Source organism: Agrobacterium sp. CNPSo 3708 (assembly GCF_028674915.1).
GTDB lineage: Bacteria > Pseudomonadota > Alphaproteobacteria > Rhizobiales > Rhizobiaceae > Agrobacterium > Agrobacterium cavarae.
In genome coordinates this window covers 354,544-380,507 of the sequence record NZ_JAQZSF010000002.1, presented here as the reverse complement: position 1 = coordinate 380,507, position 25,964 = coordinate 354,544, and the positions used below count along the sequence as shown (strand labels likewise).

Here is a 25,964-nt window from a genome sequence, read left to right as displayed (position 1 = left end):
CATGACGACATCTGAAACCATATTGACGGTTCGCAATCTCAAGGTGGACTTCACCACGCCGGACGGCATGGTCAATGCCGTCAAGGGCATCGATCTTGATGTTCGCCAGGGTGAGACGCTTGCCGTGGTCGGTGAATCCGGCTCCGGCAAGAGCCAGACGATGATGGGCATCATGGGGCTTCTCGCCTCCAATGGCGTCATCAATGGCTCTGCGAAATATCGCGGGCGCGAGTTGATCGGCCTTCCGGTCGATGAACTCAACACCATCCGCGGCGCGAAGATCACCATGATCTTCCAGGAGCCGATGACCTCGCTCGATCCGCTCTACCGGATCGGTGCGCAGATCGCCGAGCCGATCCTGCATCACCGCGGTGGCAGCAAGAGCGAGGCGCGCGCCCGTGTTCTCGAACTTCTGAAGCTCGTGGGTATTCCCGATCCGGAACGCCGCATCGACAGCTATCCGCATGAGCTTTCCGGCGGGCAGCGCCAGCGCGTCATGATTGCCATGGCGCTGGCAAACGAGCCGGACATCCTGATTGCGGACGAGCCTACGACAGCACTGGATGTCACGATCCAGGCGCAGATCCTCGATCTGTTGAAGTCGCTGCAGCAACGCTTCGGCATGGCTGTGGTGCTGATCACCCATGATCTCGGCGTGGTGCGTCATTTCGCTGATCGCGTCACGGTGATGCGGCGTGGCGAGGTGGTCGAGGCGGGCACGACGGAGGATATCTTCGAACGCCCGCAGGCGGACTACACCAAGATGCTGCTGGATGCCGAACCGAGCGGCCACAAGCCGCCAGTGGCAGACGGCACGCCCGTTGTGCTCTCAGGCCAGAATGTCACCGTCGATTACGACATTCCCGGCGGCTTCCTCTCCAAGGCGAGCGTGTTTCGCGCAGTCGATGGCGTGAATATCAATCTACGCCAGGGCCAGACCATCGGCATCGTGGGCGAATCCGGTTCTGGCAAGTCGACGCTCGGCCGGGCGCTGCTCCGGCTCACCAATGCCAAGGGGCGGATCACCTTTGAGAAGAAGGAGATCACCGGGCTGGATCGCAAAGCCATGCGGCCGCTGCGCCGGCGGTTGCAACTCGTGTTCCAGGACCCCTACGGTTCGCTCTCGCCGCGCCAGACGGTGGGCGAGATCATCACCGAAGGCCTCTTCGTCCATGAGCCGCAATTGAGCCGCGCGGAGCGTGACAAGCGCGCCATCGAAGCGCTGAAGGAGGTCGGGCTCGATCCTGCGGCCCGCAACCGCTATCCGCACGAATTCTCCGGCGGCCAGCGTCAGCGTATCGCGATTGCCAGAGCCATCATCCTGAAACCGGATGTGGTCATCCTCGACGAGCCGACCTCGGCTCTGGACCGCTCGGTGCAGGGCCAGGTGATCGATCTGCTGCGCGAATTGCAGAAGACGCATGGCCTCTCCTATATCTTCATCAGCCACGATCTCTCGGTGATCAAGGCGATCTCAGATTATGTGATCGTGATGAAGGATGGGAAAATCGTGGAGGAGGGGGAGACCGACGCTATCTTCAACGCGCCGTCTGCCGACTACACCAAGACGCTGATCAAATCCGCCTTCACGGCGGATGTCGCAGCCTGATATGTTGATCCCTCGACATGCGCAATCAATCTTCATGCCCCGCTTCGGCGGGGCATTTTATTGTGATCTGCCTGCCATCCCAAGATCATCGTGAAACAACCATGAAGGAACCAGTGAGACGTCTCGACGTTATAGCGCGGTGAACATTTATGTGTGCCGAAGTAATGGCACTGAGGAGGCAACATGCGGAAGATTATTCAAGTTGCGGGACTTGCTGTTACTATGGCAGTTTCAAGCGTCGCCGTGTCCGGCGTGGCACAGGCGCAGGACGTGGAGCTGCGGATCGGCCCCGATGGCGTCCGCCCGGTTATCCGCGATCGCGACCGCGACCGCCGCGACATGGACCGCCGTGGCCCGCCACGTATGGCTGGCTGCAGCGAACGCGAAGCCCGCGCCGCTGCACGAGCATCCGGCCTGCGCGATCCCGAAGTGGTCCGTATCACGCCACGCCGCGTGGTCGTCGAAGGCGACACCCGCCGCGGTCCCGACACCATCACCTTCGCCAACCAGCGCGGTTGCCCGGAGATTTGATTGTAGGTTTTCGGAAGAGTTGAGAAAGGTCCGCTTAGGCGGGCCTTTTTTTGTACCAATCATCTTCCTGTCGCCGCTGACAGGCGAGAACTTTAGGTGGGCATATCTATGAAAATTTCTTGAGGACGCGGGGGGCGTGCACGTCGCGTAGCCGGGCTAAAGCAAAGACACTAGATAAAAGCATGACTATCGAGCAATGCTCGAGAATCATGCTTTGAAGTATGTGATGCAGCTAAAGTTCTCAAAGCTGGCAGCACGGACAGTTGTCGAGATTAAGCATAAGGATGAGCTGGGTCAGGACCCTGTTTAATCTGAGGGAGCCCATATTCCGCACGCGCAAGAGAACACAAACGGTCTAACTGAATTAGAATCGAGTCCGCGAATTTCTTATAGGCGGAGGGGTTGTCGGACCATTTATAGAGATGGCCGTCTCTCAAAGAAAGTACCGCAAAGTCATCGACCAAGTCAGCTTCGCGGCTAGTAACTCGCTGCACCATTGTGAGAGCAGCAATAACTTCTCGCTCTCGGAGTTTCGGTTGCTGAGTGTTCCAAACATGAAGTGCAGTTCGCCGACCGTTTATCTCAACTACACAATTAGCTTCGAAGCGCACTTTAAAGAGCCCGAGTGGGCTATCGAAGACTATAGGCTCGCAGAAAGTTACGGTGCTGCCATTACGGCTAAGCCACCTCAGGAATTTTACCACTCCCTGTTTAGTTGAGCGCCGTTCAGAAGGGCTTTTTATAAGCGCGATCTCCTTTAGCACCTCTCTCAAACTTCGTGAACCAGAAGCTAGGCTCTGGATTGAAGACTTCAATTTCCGATGATAATCGTAGCCGCCATCTTCAGCTGGCGAATGTCGATTAAAAATCGCAGTTTTTTGGGGTTTCTCGTTCAAGCAGATCACTCGCAAGAAAGCAGAGAACCCGAAAGTTGGTATTGATGCCAATTAGACACTCCATCAAACAATGGTGCCCAGCTACTCGACTTCGATACTCAGAGTCCTATAATTTGAGATGCTGGTATAGGGACTAAGTCTCTCTGCCCCGCGTCGCTTAGGCTTTCGCGGCGTGTCGTGATTGAGTTGGCGCTTGGTCACGACACAGCGGAACATTAGTGTTCCTTTCGAACGCCTTTGAATGGTGTTCCGTCTTTTTTCCCATCCATAAACCGTCCATCTGGTCCACGCTTGGTCCAAGTGTCTGTCTTAGGATTGCGTACCTGGGTTCTGTCGCGGACTGCTCCGTTGCGGTGTCCGTCACCTTTCGGGGGATTTGTTGCCATTGAAGCCTCATCTGGTTACCGATCGCACAATTGCGAATCACCAGAATATAAATACAGAGGCGTCGCGCCGAAGTAAATATCTAATATAGCTTCGATAATTGAAATTTATGTGTCTTTTACCCACGTTTAGATGAAGTGTCAACTTCAAATTTTAGAAGTGCTGAGAAATTTTTATCTAAAAAAATAAAGCAATCCCTCCTTCTTGGAGAGATTGCTTCTGAGAATCATATTTTTTTACTGCAGTAATGCGATTTTTACTTATGAGCAACCGCTCGTCGCACCACAAGTATCGCACTTCTCGCACGTCCCATTCCGGACCATCGTGAAGTTCTGGCACTCGGAGCACATATTGCCGGTATAGCCCTGGGCAATCGAGCGCATGCGGCGTTCGTTTTCCACCTTCTTGGCGTCGGCCTTAGCAGAGGCTGCGTCCGCAGCTGCCTTGTCCGAGAAGAGGCCGGTGGCGCTCTGTTCGGTTTCGACCACTTCTTCTGCAATCTCTTCGGCCAGTTCGCGGGCGCGTTCCTCATAGTCACGCTTGAAGGCGACGACTTCCGATGTGGCGACTGAAACGGTTGCCTCCAGCTTGCGGGCTGCGTTGCCGGAAATCGCCGTCACGTTAGCCGAGGCGCGGGCAGGGGCTGCGGTTGCCGAACCCTTGATTTCCGCCGAGCCGCGTTCGCTTCCATTGTTGGAGACGAGCGTTGGCTTGTAGCCGCGGGTCAGGCCCTTGGAAACGACATCTGCCTTGCCTTCGGACACGCCGCGACCAAGTGCGGTGTTGGAGAAGTCCGAGGTGTCGACATGCGCCAGATCGTGGCGGCCGAGATAGGAGATGGCGAGTTCGCGGAACACGTAGTCGAGGATCGACGTGGCGTTCTTGATCGCGTCGTTGCCCGTCACCATGCCCGCCGGCTCGAACTTGGTAAAGGTGAACGCGTCAACATACTCTTCGAGCGGCACGCCATATTGCAGGCCGAGCGACACGGAAATTGCGAAGTTGTTGATGAAGGCGCGCAGAGCCGAGCCTTCCTTGTTCATATCAAGGAAGATTTCGCCAAGACGGCCATCGTCATATTCGCCGGTGCGAAGGAAGATGGTGTGACCACCGATCTTGGCCTTCTGGGTGTAGCCCTTGCGGCGGGTCGGCAGCTTTTCCTGGCTGCGAACGACGCGCTCGATGATGCGCTCGACGATCTTTTCGGTGATGGTGACGGCCTGGGCTGCCTGTGGCTGAGCCAGCAGCTCTTCCATGGCGTCCTCGTCATCCTCATCTTCCACCAGCGAAGCGTTGAGCGGCTGGGAAAGCTTGGAGCCATCGCGGTAAAGGGCGTTGGCCTTGAGCGCCAGCTTCCAGGACAGCATATAGGCTGCGCCGCAATCTTCCACCGTCGCATCGTTCGGCATGTTGATGGTCTTGGAGATCGCGCCTGAGATGAAGGGCTGTGCCGCCGCCATCATGCGGATGTGGGATTCGACCGAGAGATAACGCTTGCCGATCTTGCCGCAGGGATTGGCGCAATCGAAAACCGAGAGATGCTCGTCCTTGAGGAACGGCGCGCCTTCCAGCGTCATCGCACCGCAAACGTGTACGTTTGCTGCCTCGATGTCCTTCTTCGCAAAGCCGAGATGCTCCAGCAGGTTGAAGCTCATGTCTGTGAGCTGCTCGTCGGAAACCTTCAGCGTCTCCTTCAGGAAGTCCGCGCCGAGCGTCCACTGGTTGAAGACGAACTTGATGTCGAAGGCGCTCTTCAGCGCGCCATTGACGGCTTCGATCTTCTCATCGGTGAAGCCCTTGGCCTTCAGCGAGCCGGGGTTGATGCCAGGCGCCTGGTTGAGGTTGCCGTGGCCGACAGCGTAAGCTTCGATCTCGGCGATCTGGCTTTCGGAGTAGCCGAGCGAACGCAGCGATTCCGGAACCGCACGGTTGATGATCTTGAAGTAGCCGCCGCCGGCAAGCTTCTTGAACTTTACGAGCGCAAAGTCAGGCTCGATACCGGTCGTGTCGCAATCCATGACGAGGCCGATCGTGCCGGTCGGCGCGATAACGGTGGTCTGGGCGTTGCGGTAACCGTTCTGCTCGCCAAGTTCCAGCGCCTTGTCCCAGGCAGCAACGGCGTGCTTGATCAGGTCCTGATCAGTGCAATCGGCATGGATCAGCGGAACCGGGTTTACCGACAGGCCTTCGTAACCATAGGCAAGGCCCTGAGCCGCACGGCGGTGGTTGCGGATGACGCGCAGCATGTTGTCGCGGTTCGGTGCAAAGCCTGGAAATGGGCCAAGCTCGCCTGCCATTTCAGCCGACGTTGCGTAGGATACGCCGGTCATGATGGCGGTCAGGGCGCCTGCAATCGCACGGCCTTCATCGCTGTCATAAGGAATGCCCGACGACATGAGCAGACCGCCGATGTTGGCGTAGCCGAGGCCCAGTGTGCGGTATTCGTAAGAGCGTTCGGCAATTTGACGCGATGGGAACTGCGCCATCATTACCGAGACTTCGAGAACGACGGTCCACAGGCGAACGGCGTGCTCGTAATCGGCAATGTTGATCTTCTTGGTAGCGGCGTCCTTGAACTGAAGGAGGTTCAGCGAAGCAAGGTTGCAGGCCGTATCGTCCAGGAACATGTATTCCGAGCATGGGTTGGATGCACGGATGGAACCGGCGGCAGGCGAGGTGTGCCAGTCGTTCATGGTGGTGTTGAAGTGCAGGCCCGGATCGGCAGAGGCCCAGGCGGCATGCGAGATCTTTTCCCACAGGTCGCGTGCCTTCAGCGTCTTCATCACCTTGCCGTCGCGGCGGGCGGTGAGGTTCCAGTCGCCGTCGCTTTCGACAGCGCGCAGGAAATCGTCCTTCAACGAAACGGAGTTGTTGGAGTTCTGGCCAGACACAGTCAGGTAGGCTTCCGAATCCCAGTCCGTATCATAGGTCTTGAACTCGATATCCTTGTAGCCCTGCTGAGCGAACTGGATGACGCGCTTGATGTAGTTTTCCGGAACCTGATCCTTCTTGGCAGCGCGGATTTCGCGCTTCAGGGCAGGGTTCTTGGCAGGATCGAAGCAATCGCCGTTATCGCCTTCGCAGTTGATGCAGGCCTTCATGATGGCCTTGAGGTGCTTGGCGACGATCTTGGAGCCGGTGACGAGGGCAGCAACCTTCTGCTCTTCGTTCACCTTCCAGTCGATATAGGCTTCGATATCCGGGTGGTCGGCATCGACGACGACCATCTTGGCCGCACGACGGGTGGTGCCGCCGGACTTGATGGCGCCAGCTGCGCGGTCGCCGATCTTGAGGAAGCTCATCAGGCCGGAGGACTTGCCGCCGCCGGAAAGCTTTTCGCCTTCGCCACGCAGATAGGAGAAGTTGGAGCCCGTGCCGGAGCCGTATTTGAACAGACGGGCCTCGCGAACCCAAAGGTCCATGATGCCGCCTTCGTTGACGAGATCGTCTTCAACGGACTGGATGAAGCAGGCATGCGGCTGGGGATGCTCGTAAGCAGACTTGGACTTGGTCAGCTTGCCGGTGAAGGGGTCGACATAGAAGTGGCCCTGGCCCGGACCATCGATGCCATAGGCCCAGTGCAGGCCAGTGTTGAACCACTGCGGCGAGTTCGGCGCAACGCGCTGGGTGGCGAGCATGTAGGCGAGCTCGTCGCGGAAGGCGAGAGCATCTTCTTCGGATGAGAAATACTTGCCCTTCCAGCCCCAATAGGCCCAGGTGCCAGCGAGGCGATCGAAAACCTGACGCGCGTCGATTTCCGAGCCATAACGCTCAGCCTCAGGCAGATCCTTCATGGCAGCCGTATCGGCAACGGAGCGCCACAGGAAGGACGGAACGTCGTTCTCTTCGACCTTCTTCAGAACCTTCGGAACGCCGGCCTTGCGGAAATACTTCTGCGCCAGAACGTCGGTCGCCACCTGGCTGAACTGCGCCGGCACATCAATATCCGCGAGGCGGAACACGACGGAACCATCCGGATTCTTGATTTCGCTGATTGCCTTGCGGAATTCGATTTCCGCGTAGGGCGACTGGCCGGGCTTCGTAAAGCGGCGTTCGATGCGCATCGTTGGTGTCCTTGTCCGTTGGCGCCTAATTGGGCGCAAAATATCGTTCCGGCGTCGCATGGTCCATGCGCCACCAGTTGTCTGCCGATGAATGGAAACGATCATCCTTGGATGTCGTTCCCTTATGTCGTGGTTATGATGGCTGCAAGCATACTATATATAGTATTAACAGTTTCTTGTCGCCAGACCCCGCCTTATGTTTTTGGCAGCTCCCGAACATGGACACGCCCTAGCGTTCCTCACCCCTCGTGGTTGGAACGCAAGACATCGCGTGAACTGATACAGGAGAGAACCGCAGATGAACCTGCCGATTCCGTTGCCGCCGCAACATGGATCTACTTTTAGAAAACGTGCTGATTCCGTCAAGGCCTAGTTTGTAAGGGTTCATTTACCACAAGATGTGGTGTGGATAGGGTGTGGAAAACGGGGAAAGAAAAACCTTCCATAAATATCAGGCACTTGCGGCGCATTATGGCTGGCCGCTTACCTTGCGTGAAGCTTGCCTGCCGCTGCGGAGAGGGCGATATGGCGGCATTCTGGGAACGTGTCGTTGTTGCGTACAAGCAACAAGTGCCGGCCTATCCACAAGGTTTGCGATGCGTGGGGCATGTGGAAGCGGTGTGCTACAAGATATAGCGGTACCCGGACAGGTTTCAGCTCCTGCTCTCACGCCAGAAACGGAACAGAACACCACAATCTTGAAACGATGAGCGAGCTTATCTAACCTCGGATCAACACTCATGGAAGGGATACGCGATGCAAACATCGCTGCCACAGATTTTTCTGGTTCGACACGGCGAGACTGCCTGGTCGGTGTCCGGTCGTCATACCGGACGGTCGGATATCGATCTGACGCCCAACGGCGAAAATGCTGCAAGATTGCTCGCCGAGCGACTGAAAGGGATAAACACTGATGTGGTCTGGTCGAGCCCGTCTTTGCGAGCGCGCAGAACATGCGAGCTTGCCGGATTTGCATCCGCAATGTCTGTCAAGTCGGACCTCAACGAGTGGGACTATGGCCAATATGAAGGCGTCACCACAAAGGACATCCATCAGACGGCGCCCGGATGGCAGCTTTTCCGTGACGGCGCTCCCGGTGGTGAAAGCATTGAGCAGGTGGGTGTGCGAGCAGATCGCATCATCCATGATATCAGGGCCAGCGGCACGACCATCCTGATCTTTTCAAGTTCGCATTTCCTGCGCGTGCTGGCAGCAAGGTGGCTCGGGCTTCCGGCAGAACACGGGAGAAGCTTCGTCCTCGATACGGCAGCTGTCAGCATATTGGGCTACGAACACAATATGGAAGAACCAGTCATCCGAGCATGGAATACGTGATCAGTCCCGATAATTGCGGCATGCGAATTGATCTCCATATTTTGCAGATCAATTCGCATGTGGCCCTTGGCACGGTCGCTTCCCAGAATAATGCGGAGCGAGAGCGTTGTGTCTGTCATGGATGGATATCCCCTTTCAGCGTTGACCTCCACGTGGTAGTTCCTCAAGTAAAGTTGAGGTGAACGAGCATGATGAAAAAACTTCAGCAGATACCTTTGATACGCGACCTCTCGGTCGGCGATGTTGCCGAGCGCGCTGGCGTGGCGGTCTCGACGCTCCACTTTTACGAGGCTGAAGGGCTGATCAAGGGCTGGCGCACCATCTCCAACCACCGCCGCTATGGGCGCGACGTGCTGAGGCGCATCGCCATCATCAAGGTGGCGCAGAGGGCAGGCATCCCGCTGAAGGAGATTCAACAGGCTCTGAACACCCTGCCGGATGGCCGCACGCCAACCGGCAAGGACTGGCCGAGGCTTGCGACCTACTGGCAAGCGCAACTGGATGACCGCATCGCGCGGCTTATGCGGCTGCGCAATCAGCTCACCGGTTGCATTGGCTGTGGTTGTCTTTCGACGGATGAATGTCCGCTGCGCAATCCGGCAGATATATTGGGGGACAAGGGCCCTGGACCGGTGCTGTTGGAGCCTGGGGAGTAAGCCAAGAAATCTCAGGCTTGTAAGGCGATTATCTGGCAAACAGGATCGGAGCACGTCGCGCAAAACCCATCAGGATTCCGCGCGACGCGAATTTTTGCGTAGTGATCAGCCGGGTGCGCCCTTGGCAATCGGCTCCTGATAGGTGAAGCCCATGTCCCACGGGAAATAGATCCAGGTGTCCTGGCTCACTTCGGTGACGAAGGTGTCGATGGTGGGAACACCGGTCGGCTTGGCATAGACGCAGGCAAAATGCGCCTTGGGCAACATCTCGCGCACTTCCAATGCGGTCTTGCCGGTATCGGTCAGATCGTCGACGACGAGAATGCCTTCACCGGACTTTTCCAACAGTTCAGGCGAGATGCCCTTCAGCAGAACGGTATCGCCCTGATTCAGGTAATCGTGGCGGGTGGCAATGCATACCGTGTCGATCAAGCGGATGTTGAGTTCGCGGGAAATGATCGCTGCCGGAACGAGACCGCCGCGGGTGATGCAGACGATGGCCCTGAACTCCTGGTTCAGGCCGGCAAGACGCCACGCCAGCGCGCGGGCATCGCGGTGAAACTGATCCCAGGACACTGGGAAGGCTTTATCGGGAAGGGACATGGTGGGTCTGCCATCTCATTCAATTGCTGATGGCTTTGGCTAATAGCGGCAAGAAACGGCAAAAAGCAAGTCTGTGCGCTTTCGGCGATCATGATCTTGTTGACGACGCTCGATGCAGAGCCGCACTGGGCTTTCGAGGGGCTTTCAGAGGGACCACAATCGGTCGTGGCCCCTTGGGTTGGCTGTCAGCAGCCCTTACCGCCATTGGCCCAGCGCTTGATGTCGGCGGAAATGCGCGGTGCATGACCGTCGTTCATGACGGGACCGAACGCCTGGAGGTTTGCCGGATTGCCTTCGGCCTGGACCACCAGCATCGGGCGTGATTCCGGGCTGTTACGTGGAACGAGCAGAATACGGGGGCGACCGGAGAAGGAGTTGAGTTCCGGTGCCAGGCGGTAGGCCTTGAAGGCCGGATCGCCAGACTTGAACCAGCAGGCATTGGCGCCGAGCGCGATACGCTCCATGACCGGAAGAGCCGCCTGCGACGCGGCCCTCGGGGGCTCAGGCTTTGGCTGGCATGCGGCAAGTGCGAGTGCAGCGAGGGCCAGAGCGGCAATGCCAATGGAACGTCCAGAAAGGATATGGTTCATTCTTCAATCCAGCATGAGCTGCAAAAATAAAGCCGGGCGGATGCGCCCGGCTGGATGTGTCCGATATCAGGCAGCGATCACGCCAAGCGCTGAGGCAAATATGCCTCGGCCATCCTTGCCGCCATGTGCCGCTTCGATCAGGTTTTCCGGATGCGGCATCATACCGAGAACATTGCCCTTGTCGTTAATGACGCCGGCAATATCGTTCAGCGAACCATTCGGATTGGTACCTTCGGCATAACGAAACACCACTTGGCCATTGTCTTCCATCGCCTTCAACTCGTCGGCTTCGACGAAGTAGTTGCCATCGTGATGGGCGACGGGCGAGCGGATGATTTGGCCCTTGTCGTAGGTGCGGGTAAACTCCGTGTCGTTGTTGACGACCTCGAGCTTGACTTCACGGCAGACGAATTTGAGCGAGGCATTGCGCATCAAGGCGCCGGGCAACATACCGGCCTCGACCAAAATCTGAAAGCCGTTGCAGACACCCAGAACCTTGACGCCCTGTTCAGCCTTTTCGCGGATCGCCTGCATGACAGGCATGCGGGCGGCGATGGCACCACAGCGAAGGTAATCGCCATAGGAGAAGCCGCCGGGGATGACGATCAGATCGACATCCGGAATTTGGGTTTCCGTCTGCCAAATGGTGACGGGCGCCTGACCTGAAATCTTCGTCAAGGCCGCGATCATGTCACGGTCGCGATTGAGGCCAGGAAGCTGGACGACTGCGGATTTCATGGGCCTTGGCTCCGAAATTCAGAGCATTTCCAGCAAGAGTGCCTGCGGTTCTGCATGGAAAATGCGTCAAACAAAGAGTTGAGAGCAATGGGGGTGGACCATCGTCCACCACACTTGCCCTAGAGGATGGCGATCGCGTAGTTTTCGATGACGGTGTTGGCGAGCAGCTTCTCGCACATCGCCTTGAGGTTTTCTTCGGCTTTCGCCTTGTCGGTGGTGTTCAGTTCAAGATCGAAGACCTTGCCCTGACGGACCTGGCCCACGCCATCAAAACCGAGGCTGCCCAGCGCGCCTTCGATTGCCTTACCCTGCGGATCGAGAACGCCGTTCTTCAGCGTAACAGTCACCCGTGCCTTGATCACCTGATGGTCTCCTGATTTCACTTGACGAGAACCGGGCCTGTGCCGCGGATCGGTTCGTTTTCATTGATGATGCCGAGACGGCGCGCGACTTCCGAATAGGCTTCCACAAGCCCACCCATATCGCGGCGAAAACGGTCCTTGTCCATCTTTTCCTGCGTCTCGATATCCCACAGGCGGCAGCTATCCGGCGAAATCTCATCCGCCAGGATAATGCGCATCATATCGCCTTCGAACAGACGACCGCATTCGATCTTGAAATCGACGAGCTGAATGCCGACGCCGAGGAAAAGACCGGAGAGGAAATCGTTGACGCGAATGGCAAGCGCCATGATGTCGTCGAGTTCGGCGGGATTGGCCCAGCCAAACGCAGTGATGTGCTCCTCGGAGACCATCGGGTCTTCCAGCGCATCCGACTTGTAATAGAACTCGATGATCGAGCGCGGCAGCACGACGCCTTCATCAATGCCGAGGCGCTTGGAGAGCGAGCCTGCCGCAACGTTGCGCACGACAACCTCGAGCGGGATCATCTCCACTTCCTTGATCAACTGCTCGCGCATGTTCAGGCGGCGGATGAAGTGGGTTGGAATGCCGATCTTGTTCAGGTGCGTGAAGACGTATTCCGAGATGCGGTTATTCAGAACGCCCTTGCCGTCGATGACTTCATGCTTCTTTTTATTGAAAGCAGTCGCATCATCCTTGAAGAACTGGATGAGCGTTCCGGGTTCCGGACCTTCATACAGGATCTTGGCCTTGCCTTCGTAGATTCGGCGGCGACGGTTCATAGTGACATATCTCTTGTTTTAGCGCCGGTGCTGATGGCGGTCGTTTCGTTTCTTGAAGCGGTCCCATAGCGGAAAAGAAGCCATTTCACAATGCGACGGCACACGGTTGTTTGCAATTCTTCAACCCTGTTTTTGGCTGTTCCAAGGCAACATCTCAAAGTTACGCTTTTTCAATAGTTGTATTCTAGAACAGTGGTGTCCCGATCAAGAGGACGCAAATAACGACACAGTAAAACGGGGTATAATCATGGGTCTGAGACAACGCGGTAAAGCGCTCGAGAATTTGTATTTTCACGAAGAAGAACTGAGCTTCCGTCTTCACGGCATGCGCAGCAGGCTGATGGGTCTTTGGGCTGCATCCCTGATGCACAAGGACGACGCCAATTCCTATGCCAGCGAGATCGTTGCCGCGTCCATCGGCCGCGAAGGCGACGACGCGATGTTCAACAAGCTGCATGACGATTTCGTCGCCGCCGGCGTCGGCGTTACCGATGATGTCATTCATGATCAGATGACCAACCTGCTGCGCTGTGCCGCCGACGAGCTCCGCAATGGGATCGCGCAATTCGACAACAAGCGCGCCGCCTGAATTTTCATACCGTATTTCAACCATCTGACAGGTCTGGGCGTCGTGCGTGGAGATTGTCCATTCTCCACGCGAGCTGAGATGCCGGATGTTTGAGCATCAGGGCCGAAAGGCCGGAGCCGCGCAGGGTATACTTGCGCGGCATTTCCGTTTTACTTTCTATTCGCCAAAGCAGCCGCGAACAGGGCTGATCTTGTTCAGCTTTTATTCTCAGCAATCGCAAAGCCCGACGGAGGCTTGAGCTTGCTAAGGAACTGAGCAAAGACCATGGTGCCTTCCGGCCACGGGCCATGGCCCGATTCCGCGTTGATGTGCCCTGACATGCCAGCATCGATCAGGAGCGAGCCCCAGGCGGCGGCAATGTCATCGGCATGCTCATACGTTCCGAATGGGTCGTTACGGCTGGCGATGGTGATGGCCGGGAATGGCAGCGGATCGCGAGGATAAGGCCCGAACGTCATCAGATGCTTCGGCCGGATGTCGGGATTGGCGACATCAGGCGGCGCGACAAGCATTGCACCAGCCACTCTGGGCGCGATCTCCGGCAAGGCGTGCAAGACCGTCGGCACCCCTAGCGAATGCGCGACGAGGACCACAGGCTTCGTCGAGGCGTTCACCTCCTCGACAAGGCGAGCGACCCAGTCTTCACGCACGGGCTTCGACCATTCCGCCTGCTCGACGCGGCGTGCTGTCGACAGCTTCTCTTGCCAACGGGTCTGCCAATGGTCGGGGCCGGAATTGGTGTAGCCGGGGACGATGAGGATATCTGCTTCTGATGCTTTCATGCCGCTTATCTTGGTGTGTTGGCTGGCGTTATCAAGGTGCAAAGCAAAGGATCGCTCACAAAGCTCCAGGATTCTTTGGTATCAGAATATAGTAGCGCTCACCTCGGTACTGGCCGAGGTGAGCAATTCCTACCTTTGCCGGCAACTAAGGATCAAGCCTCGCCAAAGACGCGCTTGAAGATCGTGTCGACATGCTTGGTGTGGTAGCCAAGATCGAATTTCTCGCGGATTGTTTCTTCCGGAAGGGCTGCGCGCACTTCCTCATCCGACAGCAGTTCTTCGAGGAAGTCCTTGCCTTCTTCCCAGACCTTCATCGCATTGCGCTGAACGAGGCGATAGGAGTCCTCGCGCGAAACGCCAGCCTGTGTCAGCGCCAGGAGCACACGCTGCGAATGGACGAGGCCACGGAACTTGTTCATGTTCTTCAACATGTTTTCCGGGTAGATCACCAGCTTCTCGATGACGCCTGCCAGACGGTTGAGGGCAAAATCCAGCGTGATGGTGGTGTCTGGACCGATACCGCGCTCGACGGACGAGTGGCTGATATCGCGCTCGTGCCAGAGGGCAACGTTTTCCAAAGCAGGAACCACAGACATCCGCACCAGACGGGCCAGACCCGTCAGGTTTTCGGTCAGAACCGGGTTGCGCTTGTGCGGCATGGCGGACGAACCCTTCTGGCCGGGCGAGAAGAACTCCTCCGCTTCCAGGACTTCGGTGCGCTGCATGTGGCGAATTTCGATGGCGACGTTCTCGATCGACGAGGCGATGACGCCGAGCGTGGCAAAGAACATGGCGTGGCGATCGCGCGGGATCACCTGCGTGGAGACAGGCTCCGGCGACAGACCAAGGGCCTTGCACACATGTTCTTCGACGGATGGATCAATATTGGCGAAGGTGCCGACAGCGCCGGAGATGGCGCCGGTGGCGATTTCGGCGCGGGCGTTGACGAGGCGGGCGCGGTTGCGGTCCATCTCGGCATAGAAGCGCGCAAATGTCAGACCCATCGTCGTCGGCTCGGCATGAATGCCGTGGCTCCGACCGATACGAACGGTGTTCTTGTGTTCGAAGGCGCGGGTCTTCAGCGCGGTCAAAACCCGGTCCATGCCGGCGATCAGCAGGTCGGCAGCGCGGACCAATTGGATGTTCAGCGTCGTGTCGAGCACGTCGGACGAGGTCATGCCCTGGTGGACGAAGCGGGAATCCGGACCAACGAATTCTGCAAGATGGGTGAGGAACGCGATGACGTCATGCTTGGTGACGGCTTCGATTTCGTCGATGCGGGCAACGTCAAACTCGGCCGCACCGCCCTTTTCCCAAATGGTCTTTGCCGCTTCCTTTGGGATCACGCCGATGTCCGCCAGCGCGTCGCAGGCATGCGCCTCGATTTCGAACCAGATCCGGAACTTGGTTTCCGGCGACCAGATAGCGACCATTTCCGGCCGGGAATAACGAGGGATCATGGCAAAGCCTTCTTGAACTGAGAAATCTGGTGCCCGTTTAGCAAAGTGTTTCGGCAATCTCAACGCATTCGGCGCGTCAGGGTAAACCCGGCAACACGGACGTCTGCCTGGAGATCAAGCTCTGCCGCTTTCGGCCGATGCTCTGAGAGCGGAGACGGTTTTCGTATAGTCATCCACACCATCGCCCTTGAAGACGGCAGAACCGGCAACCAGCACATTGGCGCCCGCCGCAATGGCGCTGCCTGCCGTCTCGGTGGTGATGCCGCCATCCACTTCCAGTTCGATCTGGCGATTGCCGATGAGCGACTTCGCCGCGCGGATCTTGTCGAGCATGGCCGGAATGAACTTCTGGCCGCCAAAGCCGGGATTGACGCTCATGATGAGGATGAGGTCCACATCGTCGAGAACGTTTTCGAGCACGGAGAGCGGGGTTGCCGGATTGAGCGTGACGCCGACCTTCTTGCCGAGCGCGCGGATGGTTTGCAGCGAGCGGTGCAAATGCGCACCGGCTTCGGCATGGACCGTGATGCTGTCGCAACCGGCCTTGGCGAAGGCCTCAAGATAAGGATCGGCGGGCGCGATCATCAAATGGCAGTCGAAGAAGGCCTTGCTGTGGGGGCGCAGTGCCTTGATGACATCCGGTCCGAAGGAAATATTCGGCACGAAGTGACCGTCCATCACGTCCAGATGAATCCAGTCGGCGCCAGCGGCCGTGACATCGGCGACTTCCTGTCCGAGCTTGGCGAAGTTGGCGGCAAGAATGGAGGGGGCGATCCGGACGGGGAGGGTCATCTGCAAATGCTCCTGATTGGCAAGGCGTTGCTGGCCCTTAGCACCGCACGCATGGGTCAACAAGCTTCGATCAGAACTTCAAAAGGGACAAATCGATTAGATAGAAACCGATCTTCCGGTACCACTTTTCTGGAGGCCCTAATTCAACGCCTTGTCGACGACGACGAACTCGGTTCCAGTCCAGCGCTGAAGCCGGTAGGGATTGTCCTGCAACTCGTGGCGTTCGTTGAAGATGACGGGACCGATGACCGTATTGAAGGTTGTACCAACCATCACGACAGGTGTTGGTTTCGATTGTTCCGATGCCTTCTCCAGCGCCTGCGCTGAGAGTTGGGCGGCGGCATAGGCCGGAAGCACGTAGCCTTCGGGTTCGATATTGGCAGCGCGCAACTGCTGCACCGCCTCCGCCGCGGAGGGCAGTGCTGCGTAATCCGGCAAGGCGACAGCAAGCGTGCCAGGCTGCAGCGGAACAGGCGCGTTTGCCGCCCGCAACGCATCGCTGCCCATAAGCACGAGGGGAATTTTCTCTGCGGCAGCGTCGCGTGCAATGATCGAGAGGTCGTTGCGTTCTGTCGCCGCGAAGACATGTGTCACGCCGGTGCGGCTCAGGCGACGCACGAGCGCAATCTGCTGTTCCTGCGAAGGGCGTAGCGTGTCGGTGAAGGTCGGTTTCAAACCTGCCTCTTCCAACCGCGCACGTACACGATCCACGAGTTCACGGCTATAGATCGTCCCGTCATCAAGAAGCGCAAAGGGCAAGCCCTTCCAATCGCGCAGCATGATCTCCGCAACCGCCGAGGTTTCATCGTTTTCCGAGGGTGCCATACGGAAAAGCGGCCAGCCGCGCTTCAATGCATCTTCCATCAGAATGGGCGAGCGGCTCGAGAGAGTGATGGCCGGGATGGCGGCATTCTTCAATGTCGGCAGAGCATCCGCGAGAGTTTCCGTACACAGGAAGCCGACGACCACGGAGACTTTCGACGCCACAAGACCGTCGGCGATGGCACCACCGCTGCCGTCCTCGCAGCTTTCATGAATTTCCATGACATCGAGGCCGACCTTTGCGGCTGCCGCCTTCACACCCTGCCGAATTTGCAAGCCCAGCATCTCATATGCGCCGTTCTGCGGAGCAACGACTGCAATCGTCGCAGCATTTGCAGCGCCAGCGATGCTGAGACTAAAGGCAAAACTGAGCAGGCGGAGTGAATTCATGGATGGCATTATCCTGTGCGATTGTCCGATGTTATCGAGGCTGAGCAGGATGCAAAAGGTTCAATACCTAGAAAAATGCGCTTTATGACAAAGAATGCTCGTTCGTCGCGTGATTGGCGAAATGCCGACGCCGGCAAAGCGTTATCCCGTCACGATGCGAGATGGCGAAACGCATCCCGGGCGAAAACAGAGAGAGGGGAGGGCAGGTCGTCGACATCGAACCAGCCCATATCGGATAGCTTGTCCGGCTCCGTCAATTGGGCCGTTCCCGTCACGTCGTCAGTCACGTAAATCAGTGACAGCCAGTGTTGCCTGTCAGCTGCTATGATCTGCTCGCTAATACAGAGGAAGCGGACGTCCCCGATGGTCAGCCCGCTTTCTTCCTCAGCTTCGCGACGGGCAGCCTCAAGGGCCTGCTCCATGTGATCGACCTTGCCGCCCACAATGCTCCAGTGGCCGGCTTCGGGTGATTTCACGCGCTTATAGAGCAGCACCTTGCCGTCCCGCCTGATGACGAGACCGCATCCGACACCGGGAAAATCGATGCCTGGCTGTGCCATCAGCCTTTGGCGTTTGCGACGATCAACATGAAGGCCGGGATGTCGTCGCCGAAGCCGACGGGTGTCGGGCCATCATCATGGTCGCGGTAGTGGCGGCGGCGATCACGATTGTCGTCATTCGCATGGGAAGCACCGTGGCTCCGCTCGAAATTACGCGGTGCCTTTTCGTGCCTGCGCTCTGCCTTCACTTTGTCGCCTCCATTTGCCGCAACCTGGATGGTGTCAGCCGGTTTCACATTCGGGATTTCTGCTTCGACCTCTTGAGGCGTTTCGCGGCGGTTCCGATCGCGGCCACGACCACGTTCCTTGTCTTTGTCCTTGCCGCGGCGCGGACGATCGGTGGCGAAACTTTCCAAGGGTGCCGGAAGTTCCGAAAGATCTCCGCTTAGCCACTCAATCTTTTCGCCGATCAGCTTTTCGATGGCGTCGAGATACTTGGTGTCACGGCGATTGACGAGCGTGAAGGCAGCACCGGAGCGACCCGCGCGGCCGGTACGGCCGATGCGGTGGACATAGTCTTCCGCATGGATCGGGACGTCGAAGTTGAAGACGTGGCTGACATCTGGAATGTCGAGGCCACGGGCGGCAACGTCGGACGCAACCAGCAGCGTGATCTGGTTGTCCTTGAAACCCGCCAGCATCTTCGTGCGCGAGTTCTGGTCCATATCGCCATGCAGGGCACCGACGGAGAAACCGTGCCGTTCAAGCGAACGGTAAAGATCGGCTACGTCCTTCTTGCGGTTGCAGAAGATGATCGCGTTCTTGAGCTCGGTCTGCACCTTGATGAGTTCGCGAAGCACGGCGCGCTTCTCGTAATCCTTGTCGTGGGTCGCAACGATGCGCTGCGTCACGGTCTTTGCCGTCGAAGAGGGCTTGGCCACTTCGATGCGGACTGGATTTTGCAGGAAGCGATCGGCCAGCTTCTGGATCTCCGGCGGCATGGTAGCCGAGAAGAACAGCGTCTGGCGCGTAAAGGGAATCATCTTTGCAATGCGCTCGATGTCGGGGATGAAGCCCATGTCGAGCATGCGATCGGCTTCGTCGATCACGAGAATTTCCACGCCCGTCATCAGAAGCTTGCCGCGTTCGCAGTGGTCAAGCAGGCGGCCGGGGGTGCAGATCAGGACATCCGCGCCACGCTCCAGCTTGCGATCCTGCTCTTCAAACGAAACGCCGCCGATGAGAAGCGCAACGTTCAGCTTGTGATTCTTGCCGTACTTTTCGAAGTTCTCGGCAACCTGCGCCGCCAGTTCGCGCGTCGGCTCCAGAATGAGCGTCCGCGGCATTCTTGCGCGCGCTCTGCCCTTTTCAAGCAGGGTGAGCATCGGCAGCACGAAGGAGGCCGTTTTGCCGGTTCCCGTCTGTGCAATGCCGCAAATGTCGCGTCTTTCCAGCGCCGGAGGAATAGCGCCCGCCTGGATAGGTGTTGGCGTGCTGTAGCCAGCATCGGCAATAGCGGAAAGGACTTTTTGGCTCAGGCCAAGATCAGAGAATGTTGTCAAAGGAAAAACTGTTTCCGTTCTGGTTCGAAGAACAAACGACTGTCGTGGCGTTAGTGCCGCAGATCGTGGTCCGCGACATAGGCCTAAATCGCCGAAAAGTCAAGGAAACAGGGATTTGTCTCGAAATGGCACATGAAAACTGGCCGATGGAAGAAAATCCGGCTCGAATTCTGATGCGTGACGGGTCTTTACTGCAGATAGGTCTTTAATTCGGTGCCCGCAACGAGGAAGCGCATAGGGTCAACCGCCTCGTCATTTAAGCGCACTTCGTAGTGGACGTGGGGTCCTGTGGAGCGCCCGGTGCTGCCAGCCTTGCCGATGACATCGGACAGCTCGATCTTTTCGCCGGTACGAACGAGGATTTGCGACAGATGGCCATAGCGCGTCGTGACACCCTTGCCGTGATCGACCTCTACCATGTTGCCGTAACCGCCTGAATAGCCTGCAAAAGACACGGTTCCGGCACCGGTGGCTCGCACATCGGCGCCGGTTTCGGCGCGGAAGTCTATGCCGGTATGCAATGCGGGCCGACCGAGGAACGGGTCCATGCGATTGCCGAAGCGGCTGGTAATGTCGCGACCGGGTGCCGGATTGCCGAGCGGCAGGCGCTCTGCAGTGCCACGAACGGTTTCCAGACGGTCCAAGGCGTTGTCGAGATCTGCGAGCGAGGCCTGAAACGGATTGGTCGAGGCTTCCACAAAGGGACCGCCAACGGCATCGTCAGCCTTGTCATCGATCTTCAGGCCGGTGCTACGAATAATATCGGCCATGGCATCGGCCCGGCTCTTTGCCCCGATCGTCAGCGAAGCGATTCGCCCGAGCTGGTCCGATTCGATGCGGTTCAGCGAGACGAGCATGCGTGTCAGCGCGCGACCGGATACGGCGTCCCTGTTGTCGCTATAGGTCAAGCTGCCTTTGAGCGTCGATCCTTTTTCCGGACCACGCAGTGCACGGTCGATGGCGGATGCTCCGCCGGAAAGGCTCGCCTTTTTCTGGGGAGCGAAAGCGTTGGCCGACGGCGTGACACTCTGTTCATCCTGCGTCGATCGAGTGTCTTCCTCATTGAGGAGTTCGTTGGCGCGTCCGTGGCGGGAGGAAAGGGCATTCTGCTGGGCAAGAAGCGTTTCAACCTTCTTTTCAACAGCTTGCTGGTCAAGGAGCTGACGCGAAGTAATCTGATCCACCTGCGAGCGTAGTGCTGCGATGCGGTCTTCATAATCCTTTTGCATGCGCGATTGCCGCGCGATCATTGCGCCCAGCATATCGTCCCGGAAGACGAGATAAGCCGTCGAACCGATAAAGCCGAGGCTCATGACGAGGATAATGAGCAGTGTGGGGATGACGAGCAAGGGTCTGATCGTGACATGGCGAACCTTTTCGCCGCTCGCCAGAATGAGGACGTGCTGCTTGCGCTTCTTGCCAAAGGCCAGGTTTGTCCTCGCTTCCGTCATTTCTGCTCCAGCGGTTCGTCGTCCACTGAGGAAGATAATTTGTTAAGGTTAACGAAGCTTTTACAAACGCGCTCAGCTTTGGCTGACGGCGGTGAGCGAACGATAGAAGGACGGTGTCAAACCCGCCTCGGCGCGGGCGAGATCGTTGAAGGGCGGCTTCAGTGGTCCACGGAAGTTGATCCTGACCAGTTGCTTGAATGTTTCCGCAGGGTCCTTCTTTTCCCGCGCGCACAGGAAGCGGAACCATTTCGCGCCGATCGCGACGTGACCCTTTTCGTCATTATAGATGACGTCGAGAACAGCAGCGCTCTCAAGATCGCCCGTCTCCCGCATCTTGGCCTGGAGGGAGGGGGTGACATCCAGACCGCGCGCTTCGAGAATGAGCGGCACGACTGCAAGTCTGGCGGTAAGGTCATTGCGCGTCTGGTGTGCGGCCTGCCAGAGACCGTCATGCGCCGGAAGATCTCCGTAATCGGCGCCCATCGCCCGCAGGCGATCTCGCACCAGCCGGAAGTGTTTCGCCTCTTCGAAGGCCACCTGCATCCAGCCATCGAAAAAGGAATGCGGAACAGGCTCGCTGGCGTAGCGGGCAACGATGTCGAGTGCGAGATCCACCGCGTTGAGTTCGATATGGGCAATGGCATGCAACAGAGCGATCCGGCCCTTCACACTGTGAAGCGACCGTCGCTTGACGGCGGTTGGTGGAACAAGTTCCGGCTTCTCAGGTCGTCCCGGGCGATCCGGCAGCTTGGGATCGAGCGGTGACCGCAAGGAGATACGCCGCTCGAACCAGCGGGTTGCGGCTTCCTGCGCCAATGCCGTCTTTCGGTCGAGATCGGCTGTGGCGATGGCCTCGGTTGCCGCGCCGCGGAGTGATGTCATCGTGAATGGCATGGTCACCGGATCAGACTCGACCGGTCAAAGCGCCTTTGCCTCATCGAGAACTGCCTGTGCATGGCCTGGGACCTTCACTTTGCTCCAGATTTTTGCGACCTTGCCGTCCGGGGAAATAAGGAAGGTGGTGCGCTCTACGCCCATGTACTTCTTGCCGTACATGCTTTTTTCCTTCCAGACGCCATAGGCTTCCAGCGCGCTCTTGTCCTCGTCGGCAGCCAGCATCACCGTGAGCGAATGCTTGGCGGCGAACTTGTCGTGGCTTTTTACCGAATCGGGCGAAATCCCAATGACGACGGTATTTGCCGCTTCGAACTGTGCGCCCAGTGCGCTGAAGTCAATTGCCTCTGCCGTGCAGCCGGATGTGTCATCCTTGGGGTAAAAATAGAGGACGACCGCTTTGCCCTTCAAATCGGAAAGAGAAATGTCGCCACCGCCGTTTCTGGGAAGACGGAAATCGGGTGCTTCGTCGCCAATCGTCAGTTCTGCCATGGTTCACCTTTCTTTTGCCCGGATTGTTGAGCATGGGGGCAGGTATTCGATATATACCGAATAACAGCTTCGTCCAGTCTTGTGGCGAGTCAAGCGGGATGGCAGGGTGAAACCGCCAAACTGAAAAGGCCCTGGCTTGGGGTTCAGGATATTTCCGGGAGCGGGCAGGGGACGGATGGCGGAAATTCGCGGGGAGAAGGTCAGTTTCAGCAAGCGAGACATCGTGCCGCTGCACGATTTACCGTCTGCGCAGGCGGAAGATCCGATCATCGTTCACTGCCCGGCGCCGCGCTCCATGCTGCGCGCCTTCGCAAAGGTCTTTGTCGCCCTCTTTATCCTCGCCTTCCTGTCCATCGGCGGCATCATTCTGTCCGTCGAAACCGGTTCAGTAGACAGTGTTCTCTCAAGCCAGGCGCAGCAGGCTTTGGAGCGCGCACTTGGTCCCCGCTACCAAGCGCGCATAGGCTCCACGGCAATTCGCTTTTCCTCTGGCCTACGGCTTTCGCTGGTCGCCCAGGATGTCGATATTACCGATAGCGAATCGGGGCAGCATCTAAGCCGGGCGCGGTCCATCGGTATGGCACTCGATCCTGTCGCGTTGCTGACCGGACGTGTGTCGATTGCCACGCTGGAAGCCAACGGAATGGAACTCGACACGGCGCTGTTGCCGAAGGGGCAGGCCTTCGATCTCGCGCAGCTTCGCATCGATGCGATTCCTGCGCTTTTGGAAAACGCCTTTGGCGACCTCGATCGCCTGTCGCAGACCTTCCAGCGCAGCGGCACGGAGGAAATCGATCTTTCCGATATCGCGATCCGCTTGCCGCCGCGCGACGACGGCAAGCCGCGCACGATCAATCTCAGCGAGTTGTCTCTCGTTCCCGATGGCGAGGGAGGCTATACGCTTGATGGCGATGTGGCATTCAACGGCCAGGTTGCGGAATTGGCGCTGGCCGCCACCGCTGTCGATGGCCGCATCAACAATTTCTCCGCTCGGCTCGATGGGTTCGATATCGGTCCCCTTCTCGAACAGTTCGATAACGAAGGGCTGATGCACCAGGGGCTCAACGTCAAGACCGGCATCAACATCGCTGCGGCCCGCGGTGCCGAGAATGAGAAGCCTGCCCTCGATTTATCTTTCGCGCTTGGAAACGGTGAGCTCTATATCGGCGGGGAAGCACAGCCTGTCAGCGGTGGCGTGGTCAACGCGCACTACGATTTCGACGGCAAGGCCGTTCTGGTCGACAATTCGAACCTTCAATTTGGCCGCACGACGCTGCCCATCCAGGCCAAAATCCTCGACAACGACAAGGGGTTCGATCTTTCCGTTCATCTGCCGAATGCGACGGCCGTTGCCGATGCAGGTGGAGAGGAGCCTGTGACATTCGATCTGAAGGCGGACGGCACATTTGACCGCACGACACGCGAAATCAATGTGCCGTCCCTTTATGTTTCAAGCCAGCTCGGCAACATGGCGGGCTCGCTGAAAGTCCATTTCGGGCAAGGGTCTCCGGAAATCAGCTTTGGCGGACAAATTCCGAAAATGGAGGCCACGGCCGTCAAGCAGCTTTGGCCGTTCTGGATGGCGCACAAGGCGCGCCCATGGGTCATCGCCAACCTGTTTGGCGGTACGGTGCGCAACGGCTCCATTGCCGTATTCATCCCGGCTGGTCGAATGTGCGGACCGAACTGCCCGCTGGAGCTATCCGCCAGCGAATTGCAGATCAAATTCGATGTTGAGAACACCCGCTTGAATGTCGCCGGTGACATTCCACCGCTTCGCGATGCTTACGCTCATTTCGAGCTTGTGGGCGAAAAGATTGACGTCACCGTGTCGAAAGCAACCTCCTTCTTCCCATCGAACCGCAGTCTCGAACTTGAAAACAGCCGCTTCTCTATTGCCGATGTTTACGACAAGCCGCTGATGGCCGACCTCGATCTCAACGTCAAAGGATCGGCCGACAGTATTGCCGAACTGGCATCCTTCCAGCCGATCAATGCGTTGAGGGACACCGAATTTCAGCCCGGCGATTTCTCCGGAAATGTGACTGCCCATGCCAAGCTGAGGGTCGGCCTGTTGAAAAGCCAGTCTCCGCCCGATCCGGTATGGACGGCCGATCTGGCGCTCAACGACGTTTCGCTGGCGCGGCCAATCTCCAACCGCAAGGTTTCCTCGGTCAATGGCAGCCTGAAGCTCAACAATGAGACGCTGCATCTTCTCGGCAAGGGGCGGATCGACGATGTGTCGATGAATATCGATTTCACCCAGCCCATTCGCAAGACCAGCACAGCAGGCCGAAAGCTGGTGCTGAATGCGGTGCTGGAGCCGGGCCAGATTGCCAAGCTGGCACCGGAACTCTCCAGCGTGCTGGGCGGAACGACGTTGCTCGAAATCGACAGCACCGATCCCGACCGGCAGGATGTGAAACTCGATCTTTCCAATGCTTCCATGGTTCTGCCGGGGCTTGGCTGGACGAAGGGTGTGGGCGTCAAGGCGAATGCGTCCTTCAGCATGGAGACCGTCAACGGTCGTACCAGCATTCATGATCTGGCGTTGAAGGGCGATGGCTTCGGCGCCGCTGGCGATCTTGCTTTTGATAAGAGCGGTCTGATCTCCGCCAATTTCTCCCGGTTCCAGTTGTCGCCTCAAGATGATTATGCGATCTCCGTTTCCGCGGCAAAAAGAAGCTATACGGTGAATATCAACGGCAAGTCGGCTGATCTCAGGCCCATCATCGCCAAGCTGCGCAATTCCGATAGCGGACCCTCTGGCGCGTCCGCCGGTACGGCCCAAAGTAGCGATCTCGGCTCGCTGAACATCAAGGCAGATCTCGACCGGGTTTATGGCTTCAATGACGAGGCGCTTTCCAACGTCACCGCCAGCGTTGGGGTGAGGGACGGCAAGGTGCGGTCGGTGGATTTCAAGGGCGTGTCCGGTCGCGGTCAGGCCGTGGTGGCGCAGACCACGAACCAGGGCGATGGCGGCACGATCAATCTGACCAGCAGCGATGCCGGCGCCTTTGCGCGCTTCACCAATCTCTACACCCGCATCCGCGGTGGCCTGTTGAATCTGGTCATGACCACGTCCAATGGCACGTCGTGGAGCGGTTCGCTCGATCTACGTAACTTCGCCGTTCTCAATGAAGCCAAGCTGCAGGATATTGTTGCGACCCCTTCCGGTCAGGATGGACGCAGTCTGAATGCGGCGGTACGGCGGAACATCGATGTCAGTTCGGAGAAGTTCCAGCGTGGCTTTGCTCGCGTCGTCGTTGTCAACGGCGTCGTGGCATTGGAGAACGGCGTGGTCCGTGGCGAGCAGATTGGCGCCACCTTTCAGGGCGTTTTGAAGGACCAGAACGGCAATATCGATATGACCGGGACCTTCATGCCTGCCTATGGCCTCAACCGTCTCTTCGGCGAGTTGCCGTTCATCGGCATCTTTTTGGGCAATGGTCGTGACCGTGGTCTTCTCGGCATCACCTTCAAACTGACGGGCCCGACGGCCACGCCGCGATTGCAGATCAACCCCTTGTCGCTGATTGCGCCTGGCGTTTTCCGGCAGATATTCGAATTCCAATGATAAGCGGTCACGCATACGCCTGATGCGGCGTCGGCAGCTGTTGACTCTCAACCTGCCATCCTTATTTAAAAACCAAAAATAGAACTCCAGATTTCAGGCCAGG

The 25,964-nt window shown here is 57.9% G+C and carries 22 protein-coding genes; 7 read left to right on the top strand and 15 right to left on the bottom strand.

Annotation, left to right across the window (positions count from 1 at the left end; genetic code table 11):
* Nucleotide 1 precedes the first annotated feature (1 nt).
* Both PVA19_RS04725 and PVA19_RS04720 read left to right on the top strand, forming a co-directional pair.
* Nucleotides 2–1,609, top strand: coding sequence for an ABC transporter ATP-binding protein (locus PVA19_RS04725; protein ID WP_113180238.1), 1,608 nt, complete (start codon nucleotides 2–4; stop codon nucleotides 1,607–1,609).
* A gap of 183 nt (nucleotides 1,610–1,792) precedes the next feature.
* On the top strand, nucleotides 1,793–2,140 hold the full coding sequence (locus tag PVA19_RS04720) for a hypothetical protein (RefSeq protein ID WP_062441615.1): 348 nt from the start codon (nucleotides 1,793–1,795) through the stop codon (nucleotides 2,138–2,140).
* 1,540 nt (nucleotides 2,141–3,680) lie between these two features.
* Here PVA19_RS04720 and PVA19_RS04715 read toward each other — a convergent pair.
* The gene (locus PVA19_RS04715; protein ID WP_274101374.1) at nucleotides 3,681–7,484 is read right to left on the bottom strand and encodes a vitamin B12-dependent ribonucleotide reductase; all 3,804 of its coding nucleotides are present in this window, start codon (nucleotides 7,482–7,484) and stop codon (nucleotides 3,681–3,683) included.
* A 756-nt stretch (nucleotides 7,485–8,240) separates the two neighbouring features.
* Between PVA19_RS04715 and PVA19_RS04710 the strand changes: the two genes are divergently transcribed.
* Both PVA19_RS04710 and soxR read left to right on the top strand, forming a co-directional pair.
* Nucleotides 8,241–8,819 (top strand): histidine phosphatase family protein, encoded by a 579-nt coding sequence (locus PVA19_RS04710; RefSeq protein WP_274101373.1) that lies wholly within the window; start codon nucleotides 8,241–8,243, stop codon nucleotides 8,817–8,819.
* Between the two features lie 191 nt (nucleotides 8,820–9,010).
* Nucleotides 9,011–9,475: a redox-sensitive transcriptional activator SoxR gene (gene soxR / locus PVA19_RS04705; RefSeq protein WP_274101838.1), complete on the top strand. Its 465-nt coding sequence runs from the start codon at nucleotides 9,011–9,013 to the stop codon at nucleotides 9,473–9,475.
* 105 nt (nucleotides 9,476–9,580) lie between these two features.
* Here the strand turns inward: soxR and gpt are convergent, their stop codons facing one another.
* The 5 genes from gpt to purC form a co-directional block, all read right to left on the bottom strand.
* A complete protein-coding gene (gene gpt / locus PVA19_RS04700; protein WP_062424236.1) occupies nucleotides 9,581–10,078 on the bottom strand; it encodes a xanthine phosphoribosyltransferase in 498 nt (165 codons plus the stop codon).
* Nucleotides 10,079–10,263: 185 nt separating this feature from the next.
* Nucleotides 10,264–10,668, bottom strand: a complete 405-nt coding sequence (locus PVA19_RS04695) for a hypothetical protein (RefSeq protein ID WP_062424237.1) — start codon at nucleotides 10,666–10,668, stop codon at nucleotides 10,264–10,266.
* A 66-nt stretch (nucleotides 10,669–10,734) separates the two neighbouring features.
* Nucleotides 10,735–11,406 (bottom strand): phosphoribosylformylglycinamidine synthase subunit PurQ, encoded by a 672-nt coding sequence (purQ, locus tag PVA19_RS04690; protein ID WP_062424238.1) that lies wholly within the window; start codon nucleotides 11,404–11,406, stop codon nucleotides 10,735–10,737.
* A 119-nt stretch (nucleotides 11,407–11,525) separates the two neighbouring features.
* Nucleotides 11,526–11,768, bottom strand: coding sequence for a phosphoribosylformylglycinamidine synthase subunit PurS (gene purS / locus PVA19_RS04685; RefSeq protein ID WP_062441600.1), 243 nt, complete (start codon nucleotides 11,766–11,768; stop codon nucleotides 11,526–11,528).
* 17 nt (nucleotides 11,769–11,785) lie between these two features.
* Entirely contained in the window at nucleotides 11,786–12,550 is a 765-nt protein-coding gene (gene purC, locus PVA19_RS04680; RefSeq protein WP_027673419.1) for a phosphoribosylaminoimidazolesuccinocarboxamide synthase, read from the bottom strand.
* Between the two features lie 247 nt (nucleotides 12,551–12,797).
* Between purC and PVA19_RS04675 the strand changes: the two genes are divergently transcribed.
* Complete coding sequence (locus tag PVA19_RS04675; protein ID WP_112357926.1) at nucleotides 12,798–13,139, top strand: ATPase inhibitor subunit zeta; 342 nt, start codon at nucleotides 12,798–12,800, stop codon at nucleotides 13,137–13,139.
* A gap of 194 nt (nucleotides 13,140–13,333) precedes the next feature.
* Here PVA19_RS04675 and PVA19_RS04670 read toward each other — a convergent pair whose 3' ends face one another.
* The 6 genes from PVA19_RS04670 to PVA19_RS04645 form a co-directional block, all read right to left on the bottom strand.
* Nucleotides 13,334–13,921 (bottom strand): RBBP9/YdeN family alpha/beta hydrolase, encoded by a 588-nt coding sequence (locus PVA19_RS04670; RefSeq protein ID WP_274101371.1) that lies wholly within the window; start codon nucleotides 13,919–13,921, stop codon nucleotides 13,334–13,336.
* Nucleotides 13,922–14,073: 152 nt separating this feature from the next.
* Nucleotides 14,074–15,381: an adenylosuccinate lyase gene (purB, locus tag PVA19_RS04665; protein ID WP_062424242.1), complete on the bottom strand. Its 1,308-nt coding sequence runs from the start codon at nucleotides 15,379–15,381 to the stop codon at nucleotides 14,074–14,076.
* Nucleotides 15,382–15,495: 114 nt separating this feature from the next.
* Nucleotides 15,496–16,173, bottom strand: a complete 678-nt coding sequence (gene rpe / locus PVA19_RS04660) for a ribulose-phosphate 3-epimerase (protein ID WP_274101370.1) — start codon at nucleotides 16,171–16,173, stop codon at nucleotides 15,496–15,498.
* A gap of 138 nt (nucleotides 16,174–16,311) precedes the next feature.
* Nucleotides 16,312–17,385: an ABC transporter substrate-binding protein gene (locus PVA19_RS04655; protein WP_274101369.1), complete on the bottom strand. Its 1,074-nt coding sequence runs from the start codon at nucleotides 17,383–17,385 to the stop codon at nucleotides 16,312–16,314.
* A 149-nt stretch (nucleotides 17,386–17,534) separates the two neighbouring features.
* Nucleotides 17,535–17,945 carry an NUDIX domain-containing protein gene (locus tag PVA19_RS04650; RefSeq protein ID WP_111847119.1) on the bottom strand — a complete coding sequence of 137 codons (411 nt, stop codon included), beginning with the start codon at nucleotides 17,943–17,945 and terminating at the stop codon, nucleotides 17,535–17,537.
* The gene (locus tag PVA19_RS04645; RefSeq protein WP_274101368.1) at nucleotides 17,945–19,447 is read right to left on the bottom strand and encodes a DEAD/DEAH box helicase; all 1,503 of its coding nucleotides are present in this window, start codon (nucleotides 19,445–19,447) and stop codon (nucleotides 17,945–17,947) included. The genes PVA19_RS04650 and PVA19_RS04645 overlap by 1 nt, the downstream gene beginning before the upstream one ends.
* Between PVA19_RS04645 and PVA19_RS04640 the strand changes: the two genes are divergently transcribed.
* A complete protein-coding gene (locus PVA19_RS04640) occupies nucleotides 19,438–19,656 on the top strand; it encodes a hypothetical protein (RefSeq protein ID WP_274101367.1) in 219 nt (72 codons plus the stop codon). The genes PVA19_RS04645 and PVA19_RS04640 overlap by 10 nt on opposite strands.
* Here the strand turns inward: PVA19_RS04640 and PVA19_RS04635 are convergent.
* The 3 genes from PVA19_RS04635 to bcp form a co-directional block, all read right to left on the bottom strand.
* On the bottom strand, nucleotides 19,636–20,898 hold the full coding sequence (locus PVA19_RS04635) for a peptidoglycan DD-metalloendopeptidase family protein (protein WP_274101365.1): 1,263 nt from the start codon (nucleotides 20,896–20,898) through the stop codon (nucleotides 19,636–19,638). The genes PVA19_RS04640 and PVA19_RS04635 overlap by 21 nt on opposite strands.
* A gap of 72 nt (nucleotides 20,899–20,970) precedes the next feature.
* Nucleotides 20,971–21,792, bottom strand: a complete 822-nt coding sequence (locus PVA19_RS04630) for a ferritin-like domain-containing protein (protein ID WP_153311026.1) — start codon at nucleotides 21,790–21,792, stop codon at nucleotides 20,971–20,973.
* 24 nt (nucleotides 21,793–21,816) lie between these two features.
* Entirely contained in the window at nucleotides 21,817–22,284 is a 468-nt protein-coding gene (gene bcp / locus PVA19_RS04625) for a thioredoxin-dependent thiol peroxidase (RefSeq protein WP_144620427.1), read from the bottom strand.
* A 175-nt stretch (nucleotides 22,285–22,459) separates the two neighbouring features.
* Here bcp and PVA19_RS04620 point away from each other — a divergent pair, with 175 nt between their 5' ends.
* Nucleotides 22,460–25,861, top strand: a complete 3,402-nt coding sequence (locus tag PVA19_RS04620; RefSeq protein ID WP_274101363.1) for a YhdP family protein — start codon at nucleotides 22,460–22,462, stop codon at nucleotides 25,859–25,861.
* Nucleotides 25,862–25,964: the final 103 nt, after the last annotated feature.

Excerpts from the sequence above, each read along its gene's own strand:
- PVA19_RS04710 (WP_274101373.1), top strand. The coding sequence starts at position 8,241 with ATGCAAACATCGCTGCCACAGATTTTTCTGGTTCGACACGGCGAGACT.
- purQ (WP_062424238.1), bottom strand. The coding sequence starts at position 11,406 with ATGAAATCCGCAGTCGTCCAGCTTCCTGGCCTCAATCGCGACCGTGAC.
- PVA19_RS04635 (WP_274101365.1), bottom strand. The coding sequence starts at position 20,898 with ATGACGGAAGCGAGGACAAACCTGGCCTTTGGCAAGAAGCGCAAGCAG.
- bcp (WP_144620427.1), bottom strand. The coding sequence starts at position 22,284 with ATGGCAGAACTGACGATTGGCGACGAAGCACCCGATTTCCGTCTTCCC.
- soxR (WP_274101838.1), top strand. The coding sequence starts at position 9,011 with ATGAAAAAACTTCAGCAGATACCTTTGATACGCGACCTCTCGGTCGGC.
- PVA19_RS04630 (WP_153311026.1), bottom strand. The coding sequence starts at position 21,792 with ATGCCATTCACGATGACATCACTCCGCGGCGCGGCAACCGAGGCCATC.
- PVA19_RS04695 (WP_062424237.1), bottom strand. The coding sequence starts at position 10,668 with ATGAACCATATCCTTTCTGGACGTTCCATTGGCATTGCCGCTCTGGCC.
- PVA19_RS04720 (WP_062441615.1), top strand. The coding sequence starts at position 1,793 with ATGCGGAAGATTATTCAAGTTGCGGGACTTGCTGTTACTATGGCAGTT.
- rpe (WP_274101370.1), bottom strand. The coding sequence starts at position 16,173 with ATGACCCTCCCCGTCCGGATCGCCCCCTCCATTCTTGCCGCCAACTTC.
- PVA19_RS04725 (WP_113180238.1), top strand. The coding sequence starts at position 2 with ATGACGACATCTGAAACCATATTGACGGTTCGCAATCTCAAGGTGGAC.
- gpt (WP_062424236.1), bottom strand. The coding sequence starts at position 10,078 with ATGTCCCTTCCCGATAAAGCCTTCCCAGTGTCCTGGGATCAGTTTCAC.
- PVA19_RS04655 (WP_274101369.1), bottom strand. The coding sequence starts at position 17,385 with ATGAATTCACTCCGCCTGCTCAGTTTTGCCTTTAGTCTCAGCATCGCT.
- PVA19_RS04670 (WP_274101371.1), bottom strand. The coding sequence starts at position 13,921 with ATGAAAGCATCAGAAGCAGATATCCTCATCGTCCCCGGCTACACCAAT.
- PVA19_RS04620 (WP_274101363.1), top strand. The coding sequence starts at position 22,460 with ATGGCGGAAATTCGCGGGGAGAAGGTCAGTTTCAGCAAGCGAGACATC.
- purB (WP_062424242.1), bottom strand. The coding sequence starts at position 15,381 with ATGATCCCTCGTTATTCCCGGCCGGAAATGGTCGCTATCTGGTCGCCG.
- PVA19_RS04675 (WP_112357926.1), top strand. The coding sequence starts at position 12,798 with ATGGGTCTGAGACAACGCGGTAAAGCGCTCGAGAATTTGTATTTTCAC.
- purC (WP_027673419.1), bottom strand. The coding sequence starts at position 12,550 with ATGAACCGTCGCCGCCGAATCTACGAAGGCAAGGCCAAGATCCTGTAT.
- PVA19_RS04650 (WP_111847119.1), bottom strand. The coding sequence starts at position 17,945 with ATGGCACAGCCAGGCATCGATTTTCCCGGTGTCGGATGCGGTCTCGTC.
- PVA19_RS04640 (WP_274101367.1), top strand. The coding sequence starts at position 19,438 with ATGTTGTCAAAGGAAAAACTGTTTCCGTTCTGGTTCGAAGAACAAACG.
- PVA19_RS04715 (WP_274101374.1), bottom strand. The coding sequence starts at position 7,484 with ATGCGCATCGAACGCCGCTTTACGAAGCCCGGCCAGTCGCCCTACGCG.